This window comes from Bacillus sp. FJAT-26390 (assembly GCF_001682865.1).
Taxonomy (GTDB): Bacteria; Bacillota; Bacilli; order Paenibacillales; family Paenibacillaceae; genus Pristimantibacillus.
The window spans coordinates 471,802-496,195 of sequence record NZ_MAQX01000032.1 but is presented as its reverse complement, the minus strand read 5'-3'; the positions used below and the strand labels follow the sequence as shown (position 1 = coordinate 496,195).

Annotated in this window: 29 protein-coding genes; 14 read left to right on the top strand and 15 right to left on the bottom strand. The window is 49.8% G+C overall.

The window, feature by feature from the left end:
• Nucleotides 1-17: 17 nt before the first annotated feature.
• Both A7975_RS23030 and A7975_RS34295 read right to left on the bottom strand, forming a co-directional pair.
• Nucleotides 18-236 carry a hypothetical protein gene (locus tag A7975_RS23030; protein ID WP_053372957.1) on the bottom strand — a complete coding sequence of 73 codons (219 nt, stop codon included), beginning with the start codon at nucleotides 234-236 and terminating at the stop codon, nucleotides 18-20.
• A 128-nt stretch (nucleotides 237-364) separates the two neighbouring features.
• The gene (locus A7975_RS34295) at nucleotides 365-526 is read right to left on the bottom strand and encodes a hypothetical protein (RefSeq protein WP_176707789.1); all 162 of its coding nucleotides are present in this window, start codon (nucleotides 524-526) and stop codon (nucleotides 365-367) included.
• Nucleotides 527-705: 179 nt separating this feature from the next.
• Here A7975_RS34295 and A7975_RS23025 point away from each other — a divergent pair, with 179 nt between their 5' ends.
• On the top strand, nucleotides 706-1,581 hold the full coding sequence (locus A7975_RS23025; protein WP_065386658.1) for a serine/threonine protein kinase: 876 nt from the start codon (nucleotides 706-708) through the stop codon (nucleotides 1,579-1,581).
• On the opposite strand, the gene A7975_RS23020 is transcribed toward A7975_RS23025, so the two are convergent.
• From A7975_RS23020 to A7975_RS23010, 3 genes are all read right to left on the bottom strand, one after another.
• Nucleotides 1,582-2,268, bottom strand: coding sequence for a TraX family protein (locus A7975_RS23020; protein WP_082198393.1), 687 nt, complete (start codon nucleotides 2,266-2,268; stop codon nucleotides 1,582-1,584).
• Between the two features lie 113 nt (nucleotides 2,269-2,381).
• Nucleotides 2,382-3,278, bottom strand: coding sequence for a manganese catalase family protein (locus A7975_RS23015; protein WP_053372954.1), 897 nt, complete (start codon nucleotides 3,276-3,278; stop codon nucleotides 2,382-2,384).
• A gap of 134 nt (nucleotides 3,279-3,412) precedes the next feature.
• Nucleotides 3,413-4,207 carry a hypothetical protein gene (locus A7975_RS23010; protein ID WP_065386657.1) on the bottom strand — a complete coding sequence of 265 codons (795 nt, stop codon included), beginning with the start codon at nucleotides 4,205-4,207 and terminating at the stop codon, nucleotides 3,413-3,415.
• Nucleotides 4,208-4,376: 169 nt separating this feature from the next.
• Between A7975_RS23010 and A7975_RS23005 the strand changes: the two genes are divergently transcribed.
• The gene (locus tag A7975_RS23005) at nucleotides 4,377-4,790 is read left to right on the top strand and encodes a hypothetical protein (protein ID WP_053372953.1); all 414 of its coding nucleotides are present in this window, start codon (nucleotides 4,377-4,379) and stop codon (nucleotides 4,788-4,790) included.
• A 641-nt stretch (nucleotides 4,791-5,431) separates the two neighbouring features.
• On the opposite strand, the gene A7975_RS22995 is transcribed toward A7975_RS23005, so the two are convergent.
• On the bottom strand, nucleotides 5,432-6,067 hold the full coding sequence (locus A7975_RS22995) for an NUDIX hydrolase (RefSeq protein ID WP_053372952.1): 636 nt from the start codon (nucleotides 6,065-6,067) through the stop codon (nucleotides 5,432-5,434).
• A complete protein-coding gene (gene mscL / locus A7975_RS22990) occupies nucleotides 6,060-6,515 on the bottom strand; it encodes a large-conductance mechanosensitive channel protein MscL (protein WP_065386655.1) in 456 nt (151 codons plus the stop codon). Before mscL ends, A7975_RS22995 begins: the two co-directional genes overlap by 8 nt.
• Nucleotides 6,516-6,763: 248 nt before the next feature.
• On the opposite strand from mscL, the gene A7975_RS22985 reads away from it, so the two are divergent.
• The 4 genes from A7975_RS22985 (at nucleotide 6,764) to A7975_RS22970 (ending at nucleotide 11,688) form a co-directional block, all read left to right on the top strand.
• Nucleotides 6,764-8,521: an ATP-binding protein gene (locus A7975_RS22985; protein WP_053372950.1), complete on the top strand. Its 1,758-nt coding sequence runs from the start codon at nucleotides 6,764-6,766 to the stop codon at nucleotides 8,519-8,521.
• 66 nt (nucleotides 8,522-8,587) lie between these two features.
• Complete coding sequence (locus A7975_RS22980; protein WP_065386654.1) at nucleotides 8,588-9,355, top strand: sporulation protein; 768 nt, start codon at nucleotides 8,588-8,590, stop codon at nucleotides 9,353-9,355.
• Nucleotides 9,356-9,496: 141 nt separating this feature from the next.
• Complete coding sequence (locus A7975_RS22975; RefSeq protein WP_065386653.1) at nucleotides 9,497-10,624, top strand: DNA alkylation repair protein; 1,128 nt, start codon at nucleotides 9,497-9,499, stop codon at nucleotides 10,622-10,624.
• Complete coding sequence (locus A7975_RS22970; protein WP_053372947.1) at nucleotides 10,621-11,688, top strand: FUSC family protein; 1,068 nt, start codon at nucleotides 10,621-10,623, stop codon at nucleotides 11,686-11,688. The genes A7975_RS22975 and A7975_RS22970 overlap by 4 nt, the downstream gene beginning before the upstream one ends.
• A gap of 97 nt (nucleotides 11,689-11,785) precedes the next feature.
• Here A7975_RS22970 and A7975_RS22965 read toward each other — a convergent pair whose 3' ends face one another.
• The 6 genes from A7975_RS22965 to A7975_RS22945 all read right to left on the bottom strand — a co-directional run bounded on the left by A7975_RS22965 (nucleotide 11,786) and on the right by A7975_RS22945 (nucleotide 15,751).
• A complete protein-coding gene (locus tag A7975_RS22965; RefSeq protein WP_053372946.1) occupies nucleotides 11,786-12,085 on the bottom strand; it encodes a hypothetical protein in 300 nt (99 codons plus the stop codon).
• Nucleotides 12,086-12,110: 25 nt separating this feature from the next.
• Complete coding sequence (locus A7975_RS34290) at nucleotides 12,111-12,254, bottom strand: hypothetical protein (RefSeq protein WP_176707788.1); 144 nt, start codon at nucleotides 12,252-12,254, stop codon at nucleotides 12,111-12,113.
• Nucleotides 12,255-12,364: 110 nt separating this feature from the next.
• Nucleotides 12,365-12,739, bottom strand: coding sequence for a zinc ribbon domain-containing protein (locus tag A7975_RS22960; RefSeq protein ID WP_065386652.1), 375 nt, complete (start codon nucleotides 12,737-12,739; stop codon nucleotides 12,365-12,367).
• An 11-nt stretch (nucleotides 12,740-12,750) separates the two neighbouring features.
• Complete coding sequence (locus tag A7975_RS22955) at nucleotides 12,751-13,359, bottom strand: TVP38/TMEM64 family protein (RefSeq protein ID WP_053372944.1); 609 nt, start codon at nucleotides 13,357-13,359, stop codon at nucleotides 12,751-12,753.
• A gap of 15 nt (nucleotides 13,360-13,374) precedes the next feature.
• A complete protein-coding gene (locus tag A7975_RS22950; protein ID WP_331459224.1) occupies nucleotides 13,375-14,568 on the bottom strand; it encodes an MFS transporter in 1,194 nt (397 codons plus the stop codon).
• Between the two features lie 19 nt (nucleotides 14,569-14,587).
• Nucleotides 14,588-15,751 (bottom strand): MGDG synthase family glycosyltransferase, encoded by a 1,164-nt coding sequence (locus A7975_RS22945; RefSeq protein ID WP_082198392.1) that lies wholly within the window; start codon nucleotides 15,749-15,751, stop codon nucleotides 14,588-14,590.
• A gap of 133 nt (nucleotides 15,752-15,884) precedes the next feature.
• Here A7975_RS22945 and A7975_RS22940 point away from each other — a divergent pair, with 133 nt between their 5' ends.
• On the top strand, nucleotides 15,885-16,862 hold the full coding sequence (locus A7975_RS22940) for an aldo/keto reductase (RefSeq protein WP_065386651.1): 978 nt from the start codon (nucleotides 15,885-15,887) through the stop codon (nucleotides 16,860-16,862).
• 58 nt (nucleotides 16,863-16,920) lie between these two features.
• On the opposite strand, the gene ilvA is transcribed toward A7975_RS22940, so the two are convergent.
• Complete coding sequence (ilvA, locus tag A7975_RS22935; protein ID WP_255314465.1) at nucleotides 16,921-18,189, bottom strand: threonine ammonia-lyase IlvA; 1,269 nt, start codon at nucleotides 18,187-18,189, stop codon at nucleotides 16,921-16,923.
• A 121-nt stretch (nucleotides 18,190-18,310) separates the two neighbouring features.
• Between ilvA and A7975_RS22930 the strand changes: the two genes are divergently transcribed.
• Complete coding sequence (locus A7975_RS22930) at nucleotides 18,311-18,901, top strand: hypothetical protein (protein WP_065386650.1); 591 nt, start codon at nucleotides 18,311-18,313, stop codon at nucleotides 18,899-18,901.
• 164 nt (nucleotides 18,902-19,065) lie between these two features.
• Here the strand turns inward: A7975_RS22930 and A7975_RS22925 are convergent, their stop codons facing one another.
• Complete coding sequence (locus A7975_RS22925) at nucleotides 19,066-19,902, bottom strand: exosporium glycoprotein BclB-related protein (protein WP_176707787.1); 837 nt, start codon at nucleotides 19,900-19,902, stop codon at nucleotides 19,066-19,068.
• Between the two features lie 281 nt (nucleotides 19,903-20,183).
• Between A7975_RS22925 and A7975_RS34285 the strand changes: the two genes are divergently transcribed.
• The 6 genes from A7975_RS34285 (at nucleotide 20,184) to A7975_RS22900 (ending at nucleotide 24,308) form a co-directional block, all read left to right on the top strand.
• Nucleotides 20,184-20,348 (top strand): hypothetical protein, encoded by a 165-nt coding sequence (locus A7975_RS34285; protein WP_176707786.1) that lies wholly within the window; start codon nucleotides 20,184-20,186, stop codon nucleotides 20,346-20,348.
• Nucleotides 20,349-20,376: 28 nt separating this feature from the next.
• Nucleotides 20,377-21,177, top strand: coding sequence for a hypothetical protein (locus tag A7975_RS22920; protein ID WP_065386649.1), 801 nt, complete (start codon nucleotides 20,377-20,379; stop codon nucleotides 21,175-21,177).
• Between the two features lie 31 nt (nucleotides 21,178-21,208).
• The gene (locus A7975_RS22915; RefSeq protein ID WP_065386648.1) at nucleotides 21,209-21,661 is read left to right on the top strand and encodes a flavodoxin; all 453 of its coding nucleotides are present in this window, start codon (nucleotides 21,209-21,211) and stop codon (nucleotides 21,659-21,661) included.
• A gap of 25 nt (nucleotides 21,662-21,686) precedes the next feature.
• Nucleotides 21,687-22,400, top strand: coding sequence for a hypothetical protein (locus A7975_RS22910; RefSeq protein WP_065386647.1), 714 nt, complete (start codon nucleotides 21,687-21,689; stop codon nucleotides 22,398-22,400).
• Between the two features lie 225 nt (nucleotides 22,401-22,625).
• Nucleotides 22,626-23,477 carry an AraC family transcriptional regulator gene (locus A7975_RS22905; protein ID WP_053372937.1) on the top strand — a complete coding sequence of 284 codons (852 nt, stop codon included), beginning with the start codon at nucleotides 22,626-22,628 and terminating at the stop codon, nucleotides 23,475-23,477.
• A gap of 159 nt (nucleotides 23,478-23,636) precedes the next feature.
• Nucleotides 23,637-24,308, top strand: a complete 672-nt coding sequence (locus A7975_RS22900) for an SOS response-associated peptidase (protein WP_065386646.1) — start codon at nucleotides 23,637-23,639, stop codon at nucleotides 24,306-24,308.
• Nucleotides 24,309-24,394 lie beyond the last annotated feature (86 nt).

Sequence of the window (24,394 nt, the reverse complement as noted above, 5' to 3'; positions counted from 1 at the left end):
CTTTTTTCTATCGTTATTCAGCATACTTCAAGATAAAGCTTCGTGCCGTCGTTATACTGGAAAATGGCTACATCACGTACCATTTCTACCGATTTAATTCTTCTCCACTTTTTGCGGAAATCAAAATCCAATTCCAATTCGTACAATTTATGATGAAGCAATTCTAAGGATGCGGATTGTTCGTTAGGATAATAAACAGGGACAGAGCGACTTTTGAAGGTAACGATTTTCATCATTTCCTATAACACCTCCGATCAATTTCCCCTATTCTAACGTAAACCTTTTAGCCTCTTATGAATCTCTCGTCAGGATTTTGTTTATTTTGCATACACTTTTCTAACATATTCGACTTTTTCTGCATGTGTTAGCTGGAATAGCTGCTGTACTTCTTCTTATAATAGCCATGCCCGCGATGCGGACGACGATATTGGCTATTCCGGTAATCGCTGCTGCTGTAACGGCGATGACGATGCTGCTTGCGTCCCATTAATGAATATAATAAACGTTTGAGAAGATGTTTTAACATATTTGCAGCCCCCTAAAGAGAGTTTGTGAAAAAAACGGAATGCAATGCCCATGTTTATTGAAACATTGCATGGATCGAAAGCGTACGCTCTCATATGGAAGTAGTACGAATTTTTATCGTCAAAGTTTCTGCAAGGCGGATAATCGACAACAGCAATAGCTGCTGGGGGTGAAATAAAGATGTGGACTTTAGTGGCGAGCAAATGTAAGGATATGATCAGCCATTGGCGGGATTATCCGCTTCCAAACGGAAAGGTTTGGTTGGGACGATACCGCATTGAACACTTTATCGGGAGGGGCAGCTATGGCCAAGCCTATGCATGCTCCGATATGGTCACGGGTCATCAGGTTTTACTCAAACGCAGCATGCCTAGCAAGAAAGAAACCGGCAAATGGCTGCTGGAGCGGGAAAGCTTGATTTTGCAGCAATTGAATCATCCCCAAATTCCAAAGTGGCTCCGTTATGTGAAGCAAGGCCGTCATGCAGCGCTTGTTATGGAGCTGGTAGCAGGCGATAATTTGGAGCATAAGCTAATGGAGCAGGGCGAAACTTATTCGCTAAAACAATCGTTAACCGTCATTAAGGAGCTGTTGCAGCCGCTTGCTTATTTGCACCAAGCCGGATACGTGCACCGTGACGTACGTATTCCGAATGTGATGGACCAAGGCGGCCGTTTGTATTTAATCGACTATGGGCTCTCCTGCCGTATCGGGGAGCAGCTGCCAGCAGAGCTGCGCTCAGCGCTTAAGGAAATGGAGCCAATTGAAAACGATAACGGTCGGAGCAGCAGCTGGTCAGGCGCCAAGCGCCATATGAGGCGGCCTGAACCTGCTAGCGATTTGTTTGGACTCGGGCATTTGTTTCTATTCATGATGTATGCAGGCTACGAATACCGCGAAGGGCAACCGGAGCTTAGCTGGGAGGAGGATCTGGAGCTTCCGCCGACCGTGAAGATGTTCGTGCGCAGACTGCTCCAGCAAAGCGAGCCGGGATGGCAATCCGCCGAGCATTGCAAGCAGGAGCTTGAGCAGCTTATTGCAGCTTTGCCGGATTAATTAGCTGAGCGATAGCGTACGTATCAGTTCTTTAAAGCTTTGGTTGCTTCCAACATAGTAGATGATTGCAATAAGGGTCAGATGAAGCGGGTAAAAGCTTCGCCACACCATACGTGGTATTTTCACTTTGTCAGCGCTGCGCATGAAGTCGGGCAAAAATACGATCAGTACAGTGGCAAAGATGCTAAAAGCTTGAATGAACCAGCCCTTTATCAGAAAGCTTACCACGTTCAGCGAGAAGTGAAACAAAGCAAACCAGTGAACCTGAGCATAGCGATAGATGAGTACGAGCAGAAGGACGTAAGCACCGTAGCTAAACGGTAAAAATTCCAGCAATCCAGCGAAGACAGCAGCTAGAAGGCATTGAAGGGGGAGGCGTCCTCTCCATTTATCAAGAAGGTATAAAAGCAGCAGGCATACATACAACGAGCCTACGGTATTGACTTCAAGCCGATGAAAGGCAAATTGATAGGGAAGCTGCGAGAGAAGCGCGATCCATGCGACTCTCTTCAAATAAAGCTGAACGTTTTTGGTTCGATAATAGCCAAGCACAATTGCGAATGCATAGAAGGGCAGCGCCAGCCGTCCAATGATTCGCCATGCCATATGATCAGGGAACCATACGAGCCCAATATGATCGATAAGCATCGTAAGCATCGCCAAAAATTGTATGGAAACCACCTTCATTCTCTCGTTTTGCACCCAGTATAGCACAAAGAATACGAGAGAATATGAACAAGGAAGACCTCCAAGCCGCTTTGCGCGAATAAGGAGGTCTTCGTTGGTTGATTTTGAGCCGGCTATAGGCCTGCGTTCTTTTGGAGCCGCCGTGCAATTTCAATAAAGTCCTCTTGAGAGATGCCCGGCGCGAACTCCTCCGGCACCTCGCTCAAATCAGGCATCGGCGCACCCTGCGGGGAGCCTTGAATGACCTCGAGCTGAGCGCCGGTAAGCGGATTTTGGCCGTTCCAAATGAGGACGATGTCCTTGTAGTCGTTCGGACTGAATGTATACAGCTTATTGCCTAGCCCCATAGCCTCATATTTTCGCGCCGTTTCAAAGCTATTATTGCTAAGATCCGGTATCGGAATGAGCCTCTTCACGTCAACGCCCGTTGCGATTTCCAGCGCTTTGGCGTAAGCCAGCACATGTACGCCGCCTCTAACAAGCAGGTATCCGATCATTGCGCGAGCTGTCGGATGGTCGGTCATCTCGTAGACGCGCATTTTATGCGTTCGCGCCCCGCACTCCAAGAAGAAATTATGGAGCAGGTCAAGCACGAGGTTCCCGCTGCTGAACACGTTATCACCCGTCCAAGCGCGGCCCATTGAATCGCCGGGCAAGGAGGTTTGAGCGGTCTGGATAAAAAAGTAGCTGTTTCGCTTATTGACTCCCTCCCTCAGCGGCGTTGAATTCGGGTCGCCCGTAGTCGTCGTCCCAGTAAGTACCATATTAATTGCTGTGGAAACAAGCTCCACATGGCCAAACTCCTCAGCCGTAATGCTGGATACAAGATCATAGAACGGCTTCAGCTTCTTTTTCTCGCGAAAATTAAAGGATTGGTACATGTAGTTGTTTAATGTCGACATCTCGCCAAACTTCCCGCCAAGCAGCTCCTGCACCGCTGCCGCAGCATTCGCATCCGCATAAGGGGAAGGCGGTAGCTCGATCTGAAGCCGGTTTATTCGTTCGATCATGAGCATGCTCACCTCTTTTCATCGACAATTCCATTTATTCATATCTATGACAGCTTTCGCTACCGTAGACCGTCGGTGTCAAAAGGGACAGCCTATTGTCGAATGGACAGAGGTTCTAAAGGCACTTATTTAAGCTACAAAAGCGTAATGACTAGGAGCTCGTAGAGAACGAGCGGGAGTACGGCGCTGTAGGGATTCATAAAGGCGCGTGGATCACTCATCGTGCATTGCAAATACAAAATACAATTATCGATGTGCATAATCGTCCCCTCAAAGACATGGCCATCCACCGTTTGGACGCACACATATTTATGCATGTGACCGCCGCACTTGCCCATTACGCGATCGCGAATCTCCATAACCATAGCCGTATGCTTCGGCTCAGCTTCATAGAGTATCGGCGCGGTATTCTCCTTGCCCATTTGCCCCATAACCGGCTTTTTGCCCATATTGCCGGCACTTGGCATGCCGCCCATTTGCCCCATGTTGCCCATGTTGCCGGCGTTAGGCATGCCGCCCATTTGCCCCATGTTGCCCATGTTGCCGGCATTCGGCATACCGCCCATTTGCCCCATGTTGCCCATGTTGCCGGCATTCGGCATACCGCCCATTTGCCCCATATTGCCCTTGTTGCCAGCGTTAGGCATGCCGCCCATTTGCCCCATGTTGCCCATATTGCCGGCGTTAGGCATGCCGCCCATTTGCCCCATCTGGCCCATGTTGCCGGCATTCGGCATGCCGCCCATTTGCCCCATGTTGCCCATATTGCCGGAGTTAGGCATGCCACTCATCTGCCCCATCTGGCCCATGTTGCCGGCATTCGGCATACCGCTCATCTGTCCCATACTGCCCATATTGCCCATATTGCCTAAGTTCGGCATATTTCCCATGTTGCCGATACTGCCCATGTTCGTCATATTTTCTGCCAAGCCAAAGACCTCCATTCGAATGGTATGACATATAGGTATGCAGGAGCGAGTCGTGTCATACAAAAAATGGGATAGTCAAATTCCAACGTTTGGCGGGTGCCACTCGTCCATACCACTCTCTCAACTTTGCATAGAATAGAGTAAGTTCGAGAGGGAGGGGGGGATAGAAATGTCCGCCAAATTGAAATTGAAAGTACAGAGTGTTAAATCTGCACGCAAATCATCCAGCCGCGCACGCATCTCTTCTGACTGCAAATGCAAAGACGATCATAAAAGCTGTGGCCGCAGACAGGATCCAGCAGTCGAAGCTATGCAAGAAGCAGGAAAAGAGCTAAGCGATATTTTCAGGCAATTGAAAGACGAACGCACTGCGGAAATGCTTGTCAGAGCTATTCGCTGCCGTGATGCAAGAGCGATCCAGCACCTGCTTGACTGCCACTGCCGTGTCGTCCACTTCTTCTGTACGCGTGATAAAGATTGTGTAAGAATTTGCTGCTCATTCGGAAGAAATCATGATGTAACGGTTACGTTCGATATTTGCGTAAGAAGAGTATTCGATGAGCGCCGCCGTAATTTCTGGTAATTGTATTCCACAAGAAGAACTGCCCGGGCTAGTTGGGCGGTTCTTTTTTTGTTGATTGGCGTATATCACAGCGGCTGCGCAAGGCGCATACGTTATAGGAGTGAGAGCTTAAGAAGGAACAAGCAGGGAGGGGAATCGGATGCCGCGAATACCTAATTTTCCGCAAGCATTGCTCGAAGAACACAAAGTATGGCATCATACGAACCATTTGGTTCCTGGGACAGTGCCGCCGCCGGGTTATGGAGATCGCTTTCTGCGCTTTCATCGGTACTTTATTAATCGGGTCTATAGCTGGTATGACTCAATGGGCTACGATCGAAGAATGGTTGCGGGATGGAATCAGGTTCCGGAAGGCATTCGCCGTTCCAGTTGTTTCGATGCGGGAGCGGAGCAGAGAGTGCAGTTCGATCCGCAATCGTTTACGTCTGTCGATCAGCTGGGCAGCTTTATTGAAAGCAATCTGCACGGGTGCTTTCATGAAATGGCGGCGCGGATCTACAACCAGCCTGAGCTGAATGACTTTGACCTGGCGCCGCGCAATACCGAGTTTTATAACATCCACGGACTAATTGATCAGTGGTACACCAATTGGGAGCGGACATGGGGAGTTCGCGGGCAAGAGAGCGAAAGCGCCGCACGGACTAAGTACAGCCATGCAGCGCCTGAAGCACGTTCGCATAAAAAGAATAATCGCGAGGCACGAATTGATTCGCTTGTACAAGGCGAGAAACGCGCGATAGCTGCCCGGACTGCGCGTCAAGCTCGACGCCAATCGCAGACACCTCGGATAATGAGCCTTCGAACATCGCAATCAGCTCATCCAAATCGGCCTCGTACACGCCGGCCACTTCTTCTGGCTGGAGCTTCAGTTCAGTCAAAGGCACTTCGCAAACGAGTGCAAAAACGTCGCTGACCTCACGGTCGATGAAGGGCTTGCCGTTTACTTCGCCATGGGCATCTTCTCGTATTTGCCCGAGCGGGATAAGCTGCTCGAATGAGGCGCTTACGCCGAGCTCTTCCTCCAACTCGCGCATTGCTTCGCGAAGGGTCTCGCCTGCGGCAAAATGACCGGCAGCTGTAATATCGAAGCAGCCTGGATTCGTATCCTTGCTGGCCTGGCGCAGCTGGAACCGCACGAATCGGCGGTTCTCCTCGCGCCGAGTCAGCCAGCAATGGAAGGTCCGATGCCAATAGCCCTGCGCATGCGTCTCCGCGCGCGTCGCCGTGCCAAGCGGCCGAAGCTGCTCGTCATAGATGTCGAACAGCTCCTCAGCCATGTGCAACAGCCTCAAGCTGGGACGTGCAGTGCTTGCAGCGCGTAGCTTTCACCGGAACCTTAGACAAGCAGTAAGGGCACTCTTTCTCCGTTACCTCTACGGGAGCTTCTTGTTTTTTCTCGCTGCGACGCAGAACATTGATGACTTTGACAAGCAGGAAGATACAGAAAGCGACGATCAAAAAGTCGAGCATGACGTTGATGAATTGACCGTAATTAATGTATGGTGCCGTTGCCTGATCCACTGGCTCATTTGCTTTTGAATAAAGAGGTATCTTTAAATCCTTAAAATCAACCCCACCGAGTATCCTGCCGATAGGCGGCATAATAATGTCATTGACGAGCGAGGTGACGATTTTGCCGAACGCTCCTCCGATAATGACACCGACAGCTAGGTCGATGACATTGCCTTTCATCGCAAATTCTTTAAATTCCTTGATGATTTTCATTGCATTTCCTCCTAAAAATGTTGTGAAGCAAAACGGGCTGCCTTACAGAAGTCTATTAATATATCATCTAGTATTGCCCTTTTTGACTTCTGTCATCCTATCATAATAGCCGAAGACGAGACGAAGAGAAACAGCCTCTAGCATTATGACAGCATCATGCAAAAATTTGCACAAAAAAGAGAGGGTTTTATTGAAAATTGTCGAACTTTACTACTAGTAAGTAAATTTATGGATATTCAAGGAGTCTTATGACCCAATCTATTATTATTGGAAATCCTTACTATTTAGTGTTGTCTATTATTATCATGTGCTTTGCCGCCTATACGATGGTCAATATGATTGAGCAGCCGCAGCTGCGTGAACGGGTAACCGGATTCAACTGGCTGATTGGCGGGGCCTTCGTATTTGGGCTCGGGCTATGGACGATGCATGTCGTATCTTTGCTTGCTTCCGATTATCGGATGCTGATGGATTGGAGCATGCTGCTTGTACTAATCGTGTGCGCGATTATCGTTTATTGTGCATTATCTGTATTAAGGAAACAGGAGCTTGTGCGAGGGCGCTATTTGTTTAGTGCTCTATTAATGGCGCTTGGAGCTACGACGCTGCAATATATGTCGATGCTGTCCGATTCCATTATTATTTTAAAAATGAATTGGCTGCTCTATTTGCTCTCTTACGCTGTTAGTTTCATCGGTGCTTATATTGCATTCCGAAGGCTTGAGACCAAGACGCGAATGTACAAGCTCAAGAGCTGCCTTTCGCTTGGCATCTCCAGCATGGTGATGCATCAGATTAGCCTGTACGCGCTAAAGGTCGATTACAACGACATTTTATCAACGGACTTATTAAACGAATATATGCGGATGCTTGCCTTCTTGCTCGGGCTGTCCACTTTAATCATTCTTAGCTTTAGTCTGACGACTTGGCTAAATGCGAGCAAATACAGCCAGATCGATGAGCGGTACAAGCTTCTTGTCGAGAACTCAATGGATACAATTGCCTTGATCAGCAACAGCAAATGGGAATTTATGAACAGTGCCGGCCTGCGTATGTTCGAGGTGCAGTCGGAGAATGAAATTATCGGAACAAGCATATTCGAACTCTTGGACGAGAAGCACCATCTTGAGATGGCGGAATGGATGGCTGCAGGACAAGCGGGTGAGGACGCGCCGAACAAGCCGATTGAGCTGCAATGGCTGTCGGTTCAAGGCAAGCTCCTCCATACGGAAATGGTCAGGGCTAGCTCCGCTTTTTCGGGAAAGCAGATTGTGCAGGTTATTATTCGGGACATCTCCGAACGGAAAAAGAACGAGGAGCTGCTGATTAACTCAGAGAAGCTCTACGTAGCAGGCCAGCTGGCTGCCGGCATCGCCCATGAGATTCGGAACCCGCTTACCTCGTTAAAAGGTTTTTTGCAGCTCCTTTCAACCGGCAGAGGCAACAGCAGCAACTTCTACGAGATTATGAAGTCCGAGCTTGTTCGGATTGAATCCATCGTCAGTGAATTGCTTATGCTCTCCAAGCCTCAAATTTATGAGTTTGTTTATAAGGATTCGCGCCAAATCATGTCGGAGACGGTAAACCTGCTGGATACGCAGGCCATCTTGCACAACGTCGTGATTGAGTTCCATGCCGATTATCGCCCATTATGGGTTTTTGGCGTGGAAAATCAATTGAAGCAAGTGTTTATTAACGTACTTAAAAATGCGATCGAAGCGATGCCTAGCGGAGGCGTGGTTACGATTAATATGTCGCTGGATGAAGCTCGCGGGGTATTGATACGAATCAAGGATGAAGGCTCGGGTATTCCGACGGAGCAGCTGTCCAAGATCGGGCAGCCATTTTATACGACAAAGGATAAAGGAACGGGATTAGGCTTAATGGTTACCTACAAAATTGTGGACAACCATCAGGGACATATCTCGGCGGAGACCCAGATGGGCGTAGGAACGACCTTTATTATTCAATTGCCCTACAAAGAACAGCCTGTGGTTGAAACCTAAATTTGAAGCTGCCGTAATATGCTTAAGCAGTGAGGATTCACGATATTTGGAGTGGGGGTTGATTGGATGTTTAATCGTTTTTTGGCGAGTATCGGTATTGGTTCCGCGAAGATCGATACGGTATTGGAGAAGGCTCGTTATGCACCCGGTGAAGAGGTTCGCGGTATTGTAAAGATTCAAGGCGGCAGCGTGGAACAGCGCATTGAGACGATACAGCTGTCAGTCATGACCGAATATATAAAAGAGAGCAACGATACAAAACTGACGCATCACGGCGAAATTGGACGCTATCATGTTAGCGCGCCTTTCACGCTGCAAGCAGGAGAGAGCCGCGAGGTTCCGTTCTCCTTCCAGCTTCCGCATCAAACTCCGCTTACGATTGGCCGGGCGCCGGTATGGGTGAAGACGGAGCTTGACGTTCGCGGCGGCGTTGATCCAGGCGATAATGACCGCATCGAAGTTGTTCCGACCGCTCCGATGAATACGGTGCTGGAGGCACTGAATCTGCTGGGCTTCCGCTTGCGCAAGGCGGAGTGCGAGTATTCCTCCCGTCTTGGCGGCAAAATACCGTTTATTCAAGAGCTGGAGTTCGTGCCGACTACGCAGTTCCGCGGGCAGCTCGATGAGCTTGAGGTTATGTTCTACCCGTCGGATCGCGAGCTGGAGCTGGTGCTGCAGATCGATCGCCGTGCGCGCGGCTTATCCAGTTTTTTTGCGGAGGCGATGGATATGGATGAGTCTTTCGTACGCGCTCGCTTCACGAATGAACAGCTGGCGGCCGGTTCAAATGCGATAGCCAATCAGCTTTCCGGCATCATTTCGCGTTATGCATAAGAAGGATAACGAATAGAAGACAGCTCGGGAGTGCTCCTGCGGGAGCGTTTCTGGGCTGTTTTTCATTATAGCTGCGCTTTATGAGGGCGATAGTGAAGAATTTGGTTTTTTCGGTATAATAGCTGGAGGAGGGGATTTACGTTGGCAGAACCACTTAAAGCAATATATGACGGGTTATTTTTAGAACGGTTCGCAAGCTTGGTGAAAACGGCATGGAGCCCGTTTGACGAGGCGCTCTTCATCGAGCGAGTGAGAGACGAGAGCTGGGAGCAGCTTGAGCTCAAGGCCCGTACACGGAAAATTACGGAAGCGCTTGGCGCCTCTTTGCCGCAATCCTATGAAGAGGCGTTGGCTGTTTTATATCAAATAGATGAAAAATGCACGGGACTTCCCTATTTGTTCTTTCCGGATTTCGTTGAAGTATACGGCATGGAGCCGCAGCTTTGGGACCTGTCGCTCGCTGCGCTGAAACGCTTTACCGAGCGCTCTACCTCTGAATTCGCCATACGTGCGTTTATTCTCAGTGACCCGGAGCGTATGGCACAGCAAATGCTCGAATGGGCGGATCATCCGAATGAGCATGTGCGGCGGCTGGCGAGTGAAGGCATTAGGCCGCGCCTGCCATGGGCGCAGGCGCTGCCGCTCTTTAAGCGTGACCCATCGCCGATTGTTCCCATTTTGGACAAGCTAAAACAAGATCCTTCGCTCTATGTGCGCAAGAGCGTGGCGAACAATTTGAATGATATCGCCAAGGATCACCCGGACCTGGTTACCCAGCTTGCAGCGGCGTGGATCGGCAAGGATGCCAAGACCGATTGGATTATACGGCATGGCTGCCGCACGCTGATTAAGCAATCCAACCCGCAGATTATGGCTTTGTTCGGCTATGCTGAAAATGAAAGCACGGAGGAAGACGGATCTTCCCTTGTCGTTACCGCAGCTCTGGATGTAGAGCCGAGTACGATTGTGATCGGGGACGAGGTTGCTTTACGCTATCGTTTACAAGTACGCGAGGGCGCGCCGGCGAAGCTTCGCATCGAATACGGCATTGCCTTCGTGAAATCGGGCGGCAAAACATCATTAAAGCGGTTTTTGCTATCCGATCGCGAATATGCAGGCGGAGCTTCCGCATCAGGTACAAGGGTACATCGCTTTGCCGATTTAACGACGCGCAAGCACTATAGCGGGCTTCATCGCATCACATTATGGGTAAATGGGAGAGAGGTGGCCGAATCCGAGCTGCTTGTGATGGAGGCTGAAGCAACATGACGATTGGCGCAAGAGTTTTAAAAACGGGGATGGCTGTCGCGTTAGCGATATACTTAAGCAGCTTGTTCGGCTTTGCGTCCCCGCTTATTGCTGCTGTTGCAGCTATTTTTACGATTCAGCCCTCGATTTACCGGTCATGGCAGCGTGTTGCGGACCAGGTGCAAACGAATCTGCTTGGCGCTTTTATAGCAATCATAGCCGTTCGGTTATTCGGTCATACGCCGATTGCGGCTGGACTTGTCTGTATTCTCGTTATTCTAATCAGCATCCGTCTCAAAATGGAAAGCACAATCAGCCTGACGCTTGTGACGGTCGTCGCGATCATGGAGGCGAATGGACAGGGCTGGGATGTGGCGGTTGGGCGGCTGCTGATGGTTCTTACCGGTATCGGCGCTTCATTCGCAGTCAACGTGCTGGTGTTCCCGCCGCGACCAAGGCGGCAGTTCACGGAGCAGGTGCATCAGGCCTACACCCAGCTTTCACTGCTGCTGCGCACGGCGATTTCCAACGAGATGAAGGAGCAGGTATTCCGCCAGGAAAAGGACAAGCTTCATATTACGCTGAGGAAGTTGGAGGAGCGCCATGCCGTATTCGAAGAGGAGCGCAAGGTGCTTGCACGGGCGAGGACAAGTCATGCCAGGCAGCTTCTCCTATCGAAGCAAATGATTAAGACGCTGCAAAAAGGAGCCGATCTTCTTGATGTGGTAGAGGAGCATTATTTTGCTTCGCCAAGCGCAGGCGAGTGGGCGCTGCGCTTCGATCGGCAAATTGAGGAGTTGTCCAAATATCACGAGCATATTTTGCTCAAAGCAGAGGATAAAATGAAGCCGCACGCGCTTATCGAGCCGGAGGAAGAGCGCGAGGCTCGGTTCGTAAAGGATTTGACGGCATACATCATGGAAGATCCGGATGAGCACAAGCGCCTTGTCTTTGTCGCTTCGGGACTGTTCGAATATGCGTATCATCTGCGTCGATTGGAGAAGCTGCTCGACCAAGTGCAGCAGCGCGAGGAGAACGCGAAGCGCGGCGCTGATGAATCGGGAGCTGCGGAGAAGCAGCTTTAATTCGCAGGCTGCATTACATGATAATAGATACAAAAACAGCAGGAGGGAGCATCGCGATTGAGCGCTCCGGCCTGCTGTTTTGTTTATAGAAATAATGTTATTGATCGTCGTCGGTTTTGTTGCTGCCCTCGTGACGGCGAGGATGCTGCATATGCGCTTCTGGATTATTGTCATCATCATGCGGCACCAAGCGCGGATCGGTATGCCCTTGATGATGGTTATTGAAGTATAGCTCGACCAGCTGCCATTCTGTTGATCCAAGCATAGGGTCTGCCGGGAACACGTCTCCGCGTTCAAGCTGTTCCTCACGGCCCCATTCGTTGCGGTAGGTACCTTTTACTTCAACCGGTTCGCCTGATAGGGGATTCATCTCATGATGGTTGTCTTGATTGCTCATATGGTGTCATCCAACCTTCCTATGCTTATAATCCGTGCTTCGGCACCGCTGCGCGATCGGCATCTGATTGCAGCTCGCTAGCTGATTCTTTGCTTGCTTTATTGCGGTCTGCTTGGGATTGGGCTTTGCTTGCCGCTTTCTGCTGATCGGATGGCTGTTTGCCTGACATGTGGTCACCCTCCTGAGGTATTCGTCGTTATCTTCGCAAGAAGATCCTCAACAGTGTGCCACAAAAGGAGGAATTGTATGAGTCCAGGCAACGGAGAGAATAAGGGAAGATTATAACAGTTGAAGTCCGCAGGAGGGGCAAGTCGAATCACGTTCAGTGACCGTTTCGCTGCAAGCCGGACAAGGCTCGGAGAAAGCCGCAATGGCGGCTTCAGCGCTCTTGTCGGTTTTTACAATAGCTTTATCGGCGTTATTCTCTGGCTGCTGCCTAAGATGGGCGGGCGTGCCGAAGAGGGTTTCCACCATTTCCTTAAGCACCTTATACCGGTCAGAGTCATCCGATGCAATTCGAATGAACATGAACATGCCTGCGAGCAGCGTTCCCGCTATTAGAAGCACGATGGCGGTTGCGCCAAGGTCAAACCAAGTAAATAAGAGCGGCGCAAGCTGCGCCGCCCGATCGTGTAATAAGCCCCAAGCAGCCACTTACGCTCACCTCACCCATTCACCTGATAACGCGATTCGAGGCGCTTGCCTCCGAACCACATGACCAGAACGGCGGTAATCGAGACAAAAATACGCCAAGGCTCATCAACGAGATTGCCGATGTCGAAGCTAATCAGCGAGATGCAAAATATCATGACGGCCTTCCCAAGCAAAGTAGCAAGCAGGAAGGTGTGAAAGGGAACTTTGCTGAGGCCGGAAACAATCGTAATGACGACAGAAGGAGTGAAGGGAAAGCATGCGAGCAGAAACAGCGGCGTGAACCCTTTGCGCTCGACCCAGTTGAAAAACCGTTCTGACTTTGGAAAACGTTTCTCCAGCCTTCCCTTAACGTTGCGCCCAAGCGTTCTGCTAATCCAAAATACGCATACAGCGCCTGCGGTTACGCCTAGCCAGGAGAATAGAAACCCAAGGCCGAGCCCGTATATGTTGGCATTAGCGGCTATGATGAGAATTAACGGAAGAAAAGGGAGGAACGATTCAGTAAAAGGAAGCAAAATCCCGGGCAAAGGGCCCCACTGCGAATAGCTTTGCAGCGTCCACTGAATGGAATCGAGATCCAAATGTTTTAAGTACTCCAGCCAATTGCGCCAATCATCCATAGATTTTACCCCGATCTATTTATTTGTAGCTTTTTCATTTGTAGCAAACGCCTTAAAAGGGAACCATAAATAAAACATGCCAATTGCTCCAAAAAGAATGGCGCTTATCCAAAAAACAGCAACTTCTCCGTTCCAAGCGGCGATCATGCCGCCAACGATCGGTCCAATCATAACGCCAACACCTTCGACAGTAGAGAGGATGCCCCAGCCAAGCCCCTCCTGATTAGGGGGAACATAAGTGGCAAGCAGCGCATTCCATGCGGGCAAAATTGCGGCATAAGACAAGCCTAACGCGACGGCAATAAGTAAACAATACCAGAACGTCTGGCCCGAAGCCAGCATGTATAAGCCTAAAGCAAATATGCAAAAGCCGGTAACGAGAAACCATTTCTTGCCCCCAAGCTTGTCGGACAGCCTGCCCATCGGGATAAGCCCGGCAGCAGCGCAAAGTCCGCCTACTGTAAGGAGAATTGAGTATTGCGTGCCTGAGAGCGCTAGCTCATGATTGGCGAAGCTCGGCAGAATGGGAACCAGCATGCTTGCGCCAGTCGTTTGCAAAATCATGCCCGGAAGCAGCAGCTTCATTTGGCTGAGCCGTCCTTTTAGGATGACAAGCTGTTTGCGCAAAGGCATTCGGTTTGGCGTATCAGCCCTTTCCTTGCTCATGAAGAGCGTTAACAGGCATGCAGCCACGGACATGCTGACAAGCAGCTTGTACGTAAACGATACGCTGTAATCGAGCAAAATATTACATACAATCGGTCCGCTTCCAAGCCCAACCATCCATATGGTATAAAGCAATCCCATTTGGGTGGCGCGCTGCTGCTCGGTTACCTTCGTCAGGCAAACGATCCAAATCGGCGACATGCCGATGCCATAAAGGGCCGCCGTACCGATGAACATCCACGGAATCTCAGCGAATTGCAGCAAATAAACGCCGATAAGCGAAATAACCAGCCCGGCTTGCACGACGATGCGGATCGAAAATCGATCCAACAAGTAACCGATCGCCATTTTGAGCAGCGTATCGGTGACGTAGTGCGCGGATATAGCGGCTCCGATAACATCGGGTGAAAGCCCTAACGATTTAGCGCCGTAAATAGGCAATAAACTGACGAGTACGGCACCCCTCACAAACTCAACAACGAACAAAATAACGGAGATGAGTCGCATCTCCGCCCCAAACCAACCGCTCTGATTTGTACGCAAGGACAAGCTCCTTATCCATTTATAAAGTCGCTGCTCTCTCCATTATACGTGTATTGGATAACATATCCAAAACAATGCTGTCGGCTGCTGTTTGCGAGGCTTGAAGCTGCTTGGTGGACAGCTTGCTAATAGTAAGACGCAACGGATCATGCACGAGTTTCAAAATTTGTTCCGTCAGCTCACTCGCTTTACTCGCTAAAATAGCCGCGCCTTTGGATTCGAGATACAGCGCGTTTTGTTTTTCTTGACCGGGTACCGGCCGATAGATGAAAATCGGGAGTCCCGCTGCGATTGCTTCTGATAGCGTAACGCCGCCAGGTTTAGTAATGAGGCAGTCTGCGAGCGCCATAAGCTCATGAATAGGATCGATAAATCCATAAACATGAAGGCGCGAGGCTCCGTGATGAGCTTGAAAATGTTTTTCGATCGTATCTTTCAAGAGCAGATTGCGTCCGCACACCAGCGCAACCTGAACGTGTTCGTCTTCAAGCAAGCCGCCGCAAATACGGGATACGTCAGGCATAACGCCTTGCGCCCCCGCCATAATGAGGATTACAGGTTTATTGGGATTTAAATGATAACGTTCGTAGAGCTCGCTCGATGCTGTCGTTGCGCGGAAGCCGCGCTTGAGGGGGATGCCGCTGACTTGAATCGCGCTGCTCGGAATGCCAAGCTGCGTTAGTCCATGCTTCAAGTCCTCCGTTGCGACGTAGTAACGCTCAATGCTCGGATGCACCCAGCGGCCGTGCAGGTCAAAGTCGGTGATAACGGCATAGGAGGGCGGGTGATAGTCCGTGCGTCGTTTTAACTCCGGCAGGGCGAAGCTTGGAAAGGTGTGCATCACGATATCCGGCTGCTCCACTCTGAGAATACGCCTGATTTTATCTTTTCCAAAAGAGTGCAGCAGGCCGCCGAACAATGAGTCATGCTTCATCAGCCTTGTGAAATCATACATCCAGCCGTAGAGCGAAGGCATATGCGTATAGCTCTTCAGATAAAACGACCGGGTTACCTGATTCAGCCATGGATGGGACTCTGCCATTAAATCCACCATTACGGTGCGATAATTGCCTTGTTCCTCGAGCGCACTTTTAATCGCATGTGCGACCTGCAAGTGGCCTTCTCCATAAGATGCGTATAAAATTAGCAATTTTGGCTGTGGATTGTTATTGAACATTATCATGTGTGCACCTCCTGCCGTTAGTTTAGCGGACGATTGTCATGCGAACATGAACGCAGTTTGGTTACTTTGTGTAATTTTTGTATAATGAATACGTAATCCATCCTATTTCTAATTTGAAGGAGCGATGATTAGAGTGCAGTATGCGAAGCTAGGAAGATCGGGGCTTAGAGTAAGCAGGTTATGTTTGGGTACAATGAATTTTGGCGTGGACACCGACGAGAAGGAATCATTTCGTATTTTAGATGCTGCTTTGGATGCAGGCATTAATTTTATTGATACCGCGAACATTTACGGCTGGGGCGAAAATGCGGGCCGCACAGAGGAAATCATCGGCAAGTGGTTTAAACAAGGCGACGGCCGGCGCGAGCGCACCGTACTTGCCACTAAAGTATATGGCGATATGCATGATGCTCATGACGGTCCTAACCGTGATGCAGGCTTATCCGCTTATAAAATCCGCAGACATTTGGAAGGCTCGCTTAAGCGCCTTCAAACCGATCATATCGAGCTTTATCAAATGCATCACGTGGATCGCAGCGTGAATTGGAGCGAACTGTGGGGAGCATTCGAAACAGCCGTATTACAAGGCAAAGTCGACTACATAGGCTCAAGCAACTTTGCAGGCTGGGATATCGCGGTTGCACAGGGCGAAGCAAAAGCGAGAGGCTCGATTGGGCTCGTATCCGAGCAGCATAAATACAATCTGCTATGCCGTCTGCCGGAGCTGGAAGTATTGCCTGCATCGAAGGAATTAGGCCTGGGCGTTATTCCGTGGAGCCCGCTCGATGGCGGCTTGCTTGCAGGCAACCATCGCCGGAAGGACGGAGGCCGCCGCAGCGGCGATTCCAAGCGGCTTGAGCAGCACCGTGAGCAGCTTGATGCTTACGCTGCTTTCTGCGACGAGCTAGGCGAGCCTGAGGATCTTGTATCTCTTGCATGGCTGCTTGCCAATCCAGCCGTAACGGCTCCGATCATCGGCGTCCGCACACTGGATCAGTTCGAGCGCTCGCTTCGCGCGGTCGAGATTTCATTAGACGAATCAGCGCTGAAGCGCATTGATGAAATATTCCCTGGCCCTGGCGGAGACGCGCCTCGCGCATACGCCTGGTAAAAACAAATCGCCCCGTTTCCATATGTGGAAACGGGGCGAATGCTATTTTAGATGAAGATCAAATTAAAAGGTTGAAGAGAACGGGATCCTTATTTAGCTCTAGAAACTGAAAACCTTTTTTTGTCATGCGGTCGACGAGGGGATCATAGTCCTCACGGTGCTTGAGCTCGATTCCGACAAGCGCGGGGCCGTTATCCTTATTCGACTTCTTCGTATATTCGAAGCGGGTGATGTCATCATTTGGACCGAGCACCTGATCGAGAAACTCTCGAAGCGCTCCGGCGCGTTGAGGGAAGCTGACCATAAAATAATGTTTGTAGCCTTCATAAATGAGGGAACGCTCTTTGATTTCTTGCATACGGTCAACATCGTTATTGCCGCCGCTTACGACGCAGACAACTGTCTTGCCTCGGATCTGCTCGCGGTAAGCTTCAAGCGCTGCAATCGGCAGTGCGCCTGCCGGCTCGGCTACGATCGCATTCTCGTTGTACAAATCGAGCATCGTTGTACACACTTTTCCTTCAGGTACGGCAATAACATCGTCCAGCAGGTCTTTGCAAAGCTCGAACGTCAAATCGCCGATACGTTTGACGGCTGCGCCGTCCACGAACTTGTCGATTTGGTCAAGAGGCGTTACGTGTCCTGCATCAAGTGAAGCCCTTAACGACTGCGCGCCTTCCGGTTCAACACCGATGACCTTCGTTGAAGGAGAGACGATTTTGACATAGGAGGAGACTCCGGCTGCAAGCCCGCCGCCGCCGACGGTTACGAACACGAAATCGGGTACGCTCTCTGCCGCTTCCATAAACTCTTGGCCAACCGTACCGTTTCCTGCGATGATTTTTGGATCGTCGAAGGGGTGGATGAATGCCATTCCGCTGCGATTGCTCTCGGCAATAGCCTCGTCATAGGCATCATCGAAGGTATCGCCTGTCAGAATGACCTCCACAAACGATCCGCCAAAGAAGCTTACCTGCGTTACCTTTTGGCGAGGAGTCGTGCTTGGCATATATATTTTGCCGGGGATGCCGAGCGTTTGGCAGGAGTAGGCTACTCCTTGCGCATGGTTGCCGGCGCTAGCGCAGACAACCCCTTTAGCAAGCGTCTCCGGCGAGAGAGAACGCATCAAATGAAAGGCGCCGCGTATTTTAAACGAGCGAACGATTTGCAAATCCTCTCGTTTCAGCAGTACGTTGCAGTCATATCGCTCGGATAGCACACGGTTATGTTGAAGCGGTGTACGCGTAATGACATCCTTTAAATGCATTTGCGCTTGGACGATTTCCTCAAGCCCAATGCGGTGTAACGGTACGTTGTTCGTGTTCACGGGTGACCATCCTCTCAGCTTATCAGTTCATCAGCATAGATTATTTGATCTATTATAGCACTATCATTGTGTGTTGACGTATTTGAATATCAATTAATTGCTAATGGAGGGGAAGCCAAATATGGGGAAATGGCTCAAAAGATTTCTGACGGTTATCATTATCATCGTTTTACTGCTTGGCGGAGCAATTTGGTGGCTCCTATCCTATATTGCGCCGGATGAGAAGCTGGACATGAGCTATGCGCCTATCGACGTGAAAGAGAAGGCACTGGGAATGGTCCGTAAATTAAAGCCGGAGCTTGTCCTCTCGGAAGAGGATATCAACCATTTGATTAAAATGAACATGAAAAGTAAGTATGCGGCTGAAGGCGTTGAAGGTCCTTTCTTAGCGCTTGAGAAGGATATCCGTCTGGATGGCGCTATATTCGAGCTGGAAGAGAATAAGCTGATTGCACGCATGAACGTAACCTATAAGAATCGTATACCTGCCGAGCTGGATGCCGTATATTCGCTAGAGTGGCAGTCGCCGAACATTACGTTAAGGCCCCAGTCGCTATCTATAAAGGAGATTGCTTTGCCGATCCGCATGCTGGAAACGATCATCATCCCGCTTGATCTGCCGGCTCAGGACATCGTCACGGTAAGAGATGTGCAATTTGAGAATGGACAGATCAAAATACGGTTCAAGGTGAGTCTTCAATTGCCGCTTTAACGAAGCTCTTCATGTGAAAAAGGGGCTGTCTCGAAAGGGAAAGGGTTGGAATAACCTTTCGGGACGGTTCTTTTTTTAGAAGATTGGCGTAAATCCATGTATAGAAAAATAGCGGTAGAGGTATATAACCTGTACCGCTATTTTTAATATTAATGGCTCGCTTATTAGATGATAGATAAACCGGCGCTAGCATAACCTATTACGGCAGCGGCAAGTTCTAGTGCATCTGTATCGGCAGAGTATACCAAGAGAAGGCGGGTTCCCGCAGTTACAGGAATAGCTAAGGCGGAAGCAAGGCCGGTTCTTGTGCTTCCAAGGGCAAGGAGGCCTGTAATTGGAGCGAATACGACGGCAGCGCCAGCAACGGGGTTGAAGGTATTGCTTCCCAAAGGAGCGCTGTACAATTGTGCAGTGAGCGTAACGGATGCTGTAAGAAGGTTAACCGTTGCCGTGTTGCTGAAGAAGGCGGAAAGTGAATCTATCGTTCCATCGCGAGGGACCGAGAAGGCAAAATCAAGAATAGGTCCAAGAACAGTGCCTGTAAGATCAATAGATGTCCCTGTGAGCACAACGCCTGGAAGCGCGAGTCCGAAGCCCACTAGACTTACTGTACCGACCGAACCTCCTATTACGGTAGTCGCGGTAATAGGGGCGCCTGACGCAAAAGGAATAATGGCACCTCCGGATGACGGGCCAGTAGCTCCCGTAGCGCCAACAGGACCTGCTGCTCCTACTGCTCCAGCAGCGCCTGCAGGACCAGTAGCGCCGATTGCTCCAGTGCCGGCAGGTCCAACGGGACCTACTGCCCCGGCAGGACCTTGAGGTCCTCTGCGGCCGGAACTTCCTCTACGACCATGTTCGCCTCTCGGGGCATTTACGATTAGTTCCTTCTTGACGATAATGACTTTACCATTATGATTCTTTCTTTTTGGATGGCAGCCTGAAACCGGTTTTCTTACACAGCGTTTTTTGCGATTATCTGAATAACTCAGTGAAAGCACCTCCTTGGTATTTGTTCCTATTCTACGTTTATACTCTATCTATTGATTGGGTTTATATCTGCTATAGTCATAGGCCGTTAACTATATTTGCGGAAATGTATGTTTGCAGGGGAGCGGCTGCTAATCAGTTATGGGAACGCCTTATAAAGAGGGAAGCTAGGAAGAGCTCATGCATAAATACATTGACATCCATGTTGAGAATGGTTATCATATTTACGAAAGTGATAATCATTATCAATACTGAGAATGCTTATATTTACATATAGCGGGAGGCAAAACTTGTGGGTTTGCTTTATGAAATGGTTATAAAAAAACGCAGCTCAGCATTCCTGCTGCAAAAGCAGCACGGCTGGAAGCAGCGCATTAAGGATGCTGCAAGAGAGAGGCTGCCGGAGCAAGGAATCAAGCATATAAAACAGCAGGGCCAGCAAACGGCTGGGAGCTAAGCTATTTTTTCAAAAAGGAGCAAGAGACATGCAAACTGAAACGAGCAAGCCATGGAATTGGATGCTCTTTCCTTTCTCATCGGTAAAGGCAGGACCCGACTGCTTGTTCGCAGCATCAATAGGCCATGGCATTTATCAAATCGATGCGGAGAGCAATTGGAAGAAGCTCGACCATGGGATGGAAGAGCATGCGAACGTAAACCGGCTGCAGCTGCAGCATGAGCTGTTGCATGCCTGTACGAATAGCGGCTTATACGAATGGAACGGAGATGCGTGGGAGAACGACGGCTTAACGATTCCATGCTACCAATATCGCAAAATTGGCGGAAGCAGCTACGCTGCGACGGAATACGGGCTTTGGTCCAAAGCCAGCTCCAGATGGGAGCAGATCGCCTGCAACGACAAGCGTGTTTACGATTTTATCAATTTGCCTCAATATTTGATTCTGGCGCATGAGAGCGGAGTCTCGCTTTATGATCGCTTTATGGATGATTGGGCGCATTTTGAACTGGAAACCAGCGTTACGAGCTTAGCGGTGTTCAAGGGCCATCTAATCGGAACGAGCGATAAAGGCGAGCTCCTCATTGGCGATAAGAAGGGAAGGTTTGACCGCGTTCGCTTCGGCAAGCCGTTCATCTTCTCTGTGCTCGCCAAAGGAAATGACATTTATGTATGTACGGATCGCGGTTTGTTTCAGCTTGCTTATATTTGCAACCAAGTTACGCTGCTATCCGTCAAGCTGGGCTGCCCGGTAACCGATATTGACATGCAGAACGGCAATTTATATATGGCAACGCTTTTTCAAGGCATTCAAACGGTAAGCGTATAAAACTAACATATAGGAAGCGGAGGAATCGCAGATGCCAAAGGTACTTGTCGTATATGCGAGCATGACGGGGAACACGGAAGAAATGGCCGAGGCTATTGTAGAGGGAGCGAAGGAAGCGGGCGCGGAGGTTGTATCCAAGGAAGCATTTGACGCGAGCGCTGATGAGCTTAATGATTATGAAGGCATCATTATTGGCGCATACACATGGGGTGACGGCGAGCTGCCGGATGAGTTTATCGACTTCTACGAAGCGATGGATTCGCTTGATCTAAGCGGCAAGAAAGCAGCGGTATTTGGCTCGGGCGACACGTCATATCCGATTTACTGCGCAGCGGTTGATATCATAGAATCGAAGCTGAAGGAGCTTGGCGCGGAAATTGCCGGCGAGTGCATTAAGTTCGAATACAATCCATCCGAAGCCGAGAAAGAGCAGGGCAGAAGCTTAGGCCGCCAAATAGCGGGCCTTGTAGCGGTTACCGGATAATTTAGCGAGAAGGGCGGCCATTGTGATGGAACAAATGCCAGCGGTATTAAGAATAGAAGACTATAAGCTGGAGGAACTGCTGCGCTGCCCTGAAAGATTCGCAAAAATGAAATCAGGCGGCAAACGGGAAAGCGACGTAAATTGGCGGCAAATGGTTCAGTTCGCGGCAAGCCATAGCGTGAATGATTTTTACAGGCTGCCTGAGGAAGCGCGCACGCAAGCGGCGATAGAGGCTGCGGTGGAGCAATGGTGGACAAATCGGAATTATAAATTTCATTCGGATGAGCATTATTTGCAAATGAAGCAATTGGTTAAGGCGCATTTGACGACTTTTCTGCTTGGCGGCTCGTGCCCAAGCATGCCGATTATTTTTTATGAGCAGCTCACGGCTTATGTGGATGAGCTTGATATGGAAATATCGCAAATCTTTCATTTGGTTTCCGTCGACCCGGAAGGCTCCGCTCAAGATTATATTGTACAGAAGCTGGCTATAGATACCGATCACGACTCACTCGAGCTGTTGTTTCACATGACGTCGGTGTTTTGCATGAGCGCCTTCGAGAAGCTTCCGACACGGATTGAGGTGCTGTCGCTGCAAAGCGGCAAGATTTCAGTGTTCGTACCGGATGAAGCGTCGCTCGAGCGCTCCTATGATTATATGTATCTGGTCAAAAGCTTGCTGCCGGACGTGGACGTATTTAAGGTTAATCCGGGATCGCCGGTTCAGCTTGTTATGTGAAATTTGCAAGAATAGGATAGACGCTGCGAAGCTCTCAGACATTTTCCGGATGCGAAAATGATGAGAGTTTTGTTTTGTTGTAGACAAATGAAACGGTTTTCAAGTAACATGGGCTTTAGTCATTTTTTGCATATTTACACATGAAGTCTGTTTTGCTTCGCAAAACAAAGTTAATGCTTACGAAAAATGTTTTGCTACGCAAAACAAATAAGGAGAGAGATTAGGTTGTCAGAGGAATTATTGCTTACATTTCGTTCACCGCCTTTGCCGTTTTTCATAGAATCAAACCGAATAACCTACCGCGCCGGCGAGGAGCATCCTAATCGGACTAACCTTGGCGTTTTTGATCTATTATTTGTAAATCAGGGCAGCTTGCATGTGGCAGAGGATAATCACCGCTGGACGCTTGGACCGGGCGATGTGCTCATTCTAAGGCCGGACCGCTGGCATTATTCGACTCGCCCTTGCGAGGAAGACACCGTGTTTGATTGGATTCATTTTCAGACGGTGGGCGCTTGGGAGGAAACGGTAGGCAATCAAAGCGGCTCGCTGAGAGGCGACTACTATACATATGCGATACGGCTGCCCAAAAAAATGAAGCTTACCTATCCGGATGAAGCGAAGCTTATTTTCTCACAGCTTCATGAAGCCGCCAAAAGCTCGTCGCATGGCGCGTTCTGGGACCGTCAGCAGCGGTTTTTGCATTTGCTGCAAATGCTGGATGAGGGCTGGCGCTCGGATGCGGCTAAAGCGGCGGTATCGGTTGCTGAACGGGCAGCTGCATATTTGAAGCTGAATTACCGCAGCCCAATCAGCAATACGATGCTGAGCGACGTGCTTCAGCTGCATACCAACTATATTACGCGCTGCATGACAGAGGTGTTTGATTGCACGCCGCAGCAATATTTGCTCTATTACAGGCTTGATCAGGCGAAGCTGCTGCTCATCAAGACGGATTGGACGATAGCGCGGGTTGCGGAGGAAACCGGTTTCCGGCAGACGCCGCATTTCTCCAGGCTGTTTGCATCGCATACAGGGATGCCTCCGCTTAAATTCCGGAAACGCTTTACGATGTAGGCTTTTAAATTAAGTGACGGTTCGGCTGCATGGTTGGAGGAATAGAAGCCGAGATTCAGAAGCAGCAGCTGCTGGTTCGAACGTTTTGACCAGAAAGTTTGCATAAATTTCTTGCCTTTAACAAAAACTGGATTCAACAACGTGAAAAGGGTGGTCGCGATGATTGAACGGTTTTCGTTAACGGCAGATTTAGGCGATATGGTAGAAATGTTTCAGGTAGGCAAGGTGATTCGGGGACACACGAACCGCTTTAATGTAGCGCCGACTCAGACGGTGTCGATCGTGATGAATGACCGTTTTGACCAAAGAACGATGGAAGAGTCGAGATGGGGCTTGTTCCCTTTCTGGGCGAAGGACGCGGTCAATGCAGATCATATGACACTGTCCGAGAAGCCTTTTTTAGAGCGGATGCTGCGGAGACAAAGATGCGTGCTGCCATGCAGCGGCTTTTTTGGGCAAAAGCAGTTCGGGAAAGAGCGTGACCCGCGGGCGATGCATATCGTCGTGCCAAGCCAGCAGCTGTTTGGCATCGCAGGCATTTATGACTGCTGGAAAAACGTGAGCGGCAAAGAGGTGCGTGCCTTTACGATGATCACCGCTGCCTCGACTGGCGCGATGTCGGTGTGGCAGCCTCGGGTTCCGGTTATTTTGGACGAGGAGGGCATCGAGGATTGGCTCAATCCGCGCCTTACGGAATTTAGCAGCCTGCGCAAGCACCTGGAAGCGATGGATTCCTATCTCATGCGCGCCTACCCTGTAACGAATGCGGTGCATGATGATTTGTACGAGTCGCCGGATTGCATCCGTGAGATTCGACCGGATTTTGCATAAGCAAGAAGGAAAACGTTAAAAGGCGTTATTTCTTTTGGCTCGCTTCTAATGAAGCTGAACCGAAGGAAATAGCGCCTTTTTTGGTT

What these genes read in the sequence shown, in the direction of transcription:
- A7975_RS23015 (WP_053372954.1), bottom strand. Translation starts at nt 3,278, where the DNA reads ATGATCGAACGAATAAACCGGCTTCAGATCGAGCTACCGCCTTCCCCT.
- A7975_RS23030 (WP_053372957.1), bottom strand. Translation starts at nt 236, where the DNA reads ATGATGAAAATCGTTACCTTCAAAAGTCGCTCTGTCCCTGTTTATTAT.
- A7975_RS34290 (WP_176707788.1), bottom strand. Translation starts at nt 12,254, where the DNA reads ATGTCAGGCAAACAGCCATCCGATCAGCAGAAAGCGGCAAGCAAAGCC.
- A7975_RS22930 (WP_065386650.1), top strand. Translation starts at nt 18,311, where the DNA reads ATGGGGAAATGGCTCAAAAGATTTCTGACGGTTATCATTATCATCGTT.
- A7975_RS22995 (WP_053372952.1), bottom strand. Translation starts at nt 6,067, where the DNA reads ATGGCTGAGGAGCTGTTCGACATCTATGACGAGCAGCTTCGGCCGCTT.
- A7975_RS23005 (WP_053372953.1), top strand. Translation starts at nt 4,377, where the DNA reads ATGTCCGCCAAATTGAAATTGAAAGTACAGAGTGTTAAATCTGCACGC.
- mscL (WP_065386655.1), bottom strand. Translation starts at nt 6,515, where the DNA reads ATGAAAATCATCAAGGAATTTAAAGAATTTGCGATGAAAGGCAATGTC.
- A7975_RS22955 (WP_053372944.1), bottom strand. Translation starts at nt 13,359, where the DNA reads ATGGATGATTGGCGCAATTGGCTGGAGTACTTAAAACATTTGGATCTC.
- A7975_RS23025 (WP_065386658.1), top strand. Translation starts at nt 706, where the DNA reads ATGTGGACTTTAGTGGCGAGCAAATGTAAGGATATGATCAGCCATTGG.
- A7975_RS22965 (WP_053372946.1), bottom strand. Translation starts at nt 12,085, where the DNA reads ATGAGCAATCAAGACAACCATCATGAGATGAATCCCCTATCAGGCGAA.
- A7975_RS22915 (WP_065386648.1), top strand. Translation starts at nt 21,209, where the DNA reads ATGCCAAAGGTACTTGTCGTATATGCGAGCATGACGGGGAACACGGAA.
- A7975_RS22900 (WP_065386646.1), top strand. Translation starts at nt 23,637, where the DNA reads ATGATTGAACGGTTTTCGTTAACGGCAGATTTAGGCGATATGGTAGAA.
- A7975_RS23020 (WP_082198393.1), bottom strand. Translation starts at nt 2,268, where the DNA reads ATGAAGGTGGTTTCCATACAATTTTTGGCGATGCTTACGATGCTTATC.
- A7975_RS22970 (WP_053372947.1), top strand. Translation starts at nt 10,621, where the DNA reads ATGACGATTGGCGCAAGAGTTTTAAAAACGGGGATGGCTGTCGCGTTA.
- A7975_RS22980 (WP_065386654.1), top strand. Translation starts at nt 8,588, where the DNA reads ATGTTTAATCGTTTTTTGGCGAGTATCGGTATTGGTTCCGCGAAGATC.
- A7975_RS22945 (WP_082198392.1), bottom strand. Translation starts at nt 15,751, where the DNA reads ATGATAATGTTCAATAACAATCCACAGCCAAAATTGCTAATTTTATAC.
- A7975_RS22910 (WP_065386647.1), top strand. Translation starts at nt 21,687, where the DNA reads ATGGAACAAATGCCAGCGGTATTAAGAATAGAAGACTATAAGCTGGAG.
- A7975_RS34295 (WP_176707789.1), bottom strand. Translation starts at nt 526, where the DNA reads ATGTTAAAACATCTTCTCAAACGTTTATTATATTCATTAATGGGACGC.
- A7975_RS22920 (WP_065386649.1), top strand. Translation starts at nt 20,377, where the DNA reads ATGCAAACTGAAACGAGCAAGCCATGGAATTGGATGCTCTTTCCTTTC.
- A7975_RS22985 (WP_053372950.1), top strand. Translation starts at nt 6,764, where the DNA reads ATGACCCAATCTATTATTATTGGAAATCCTTACTATTTAGTGTTGTCT.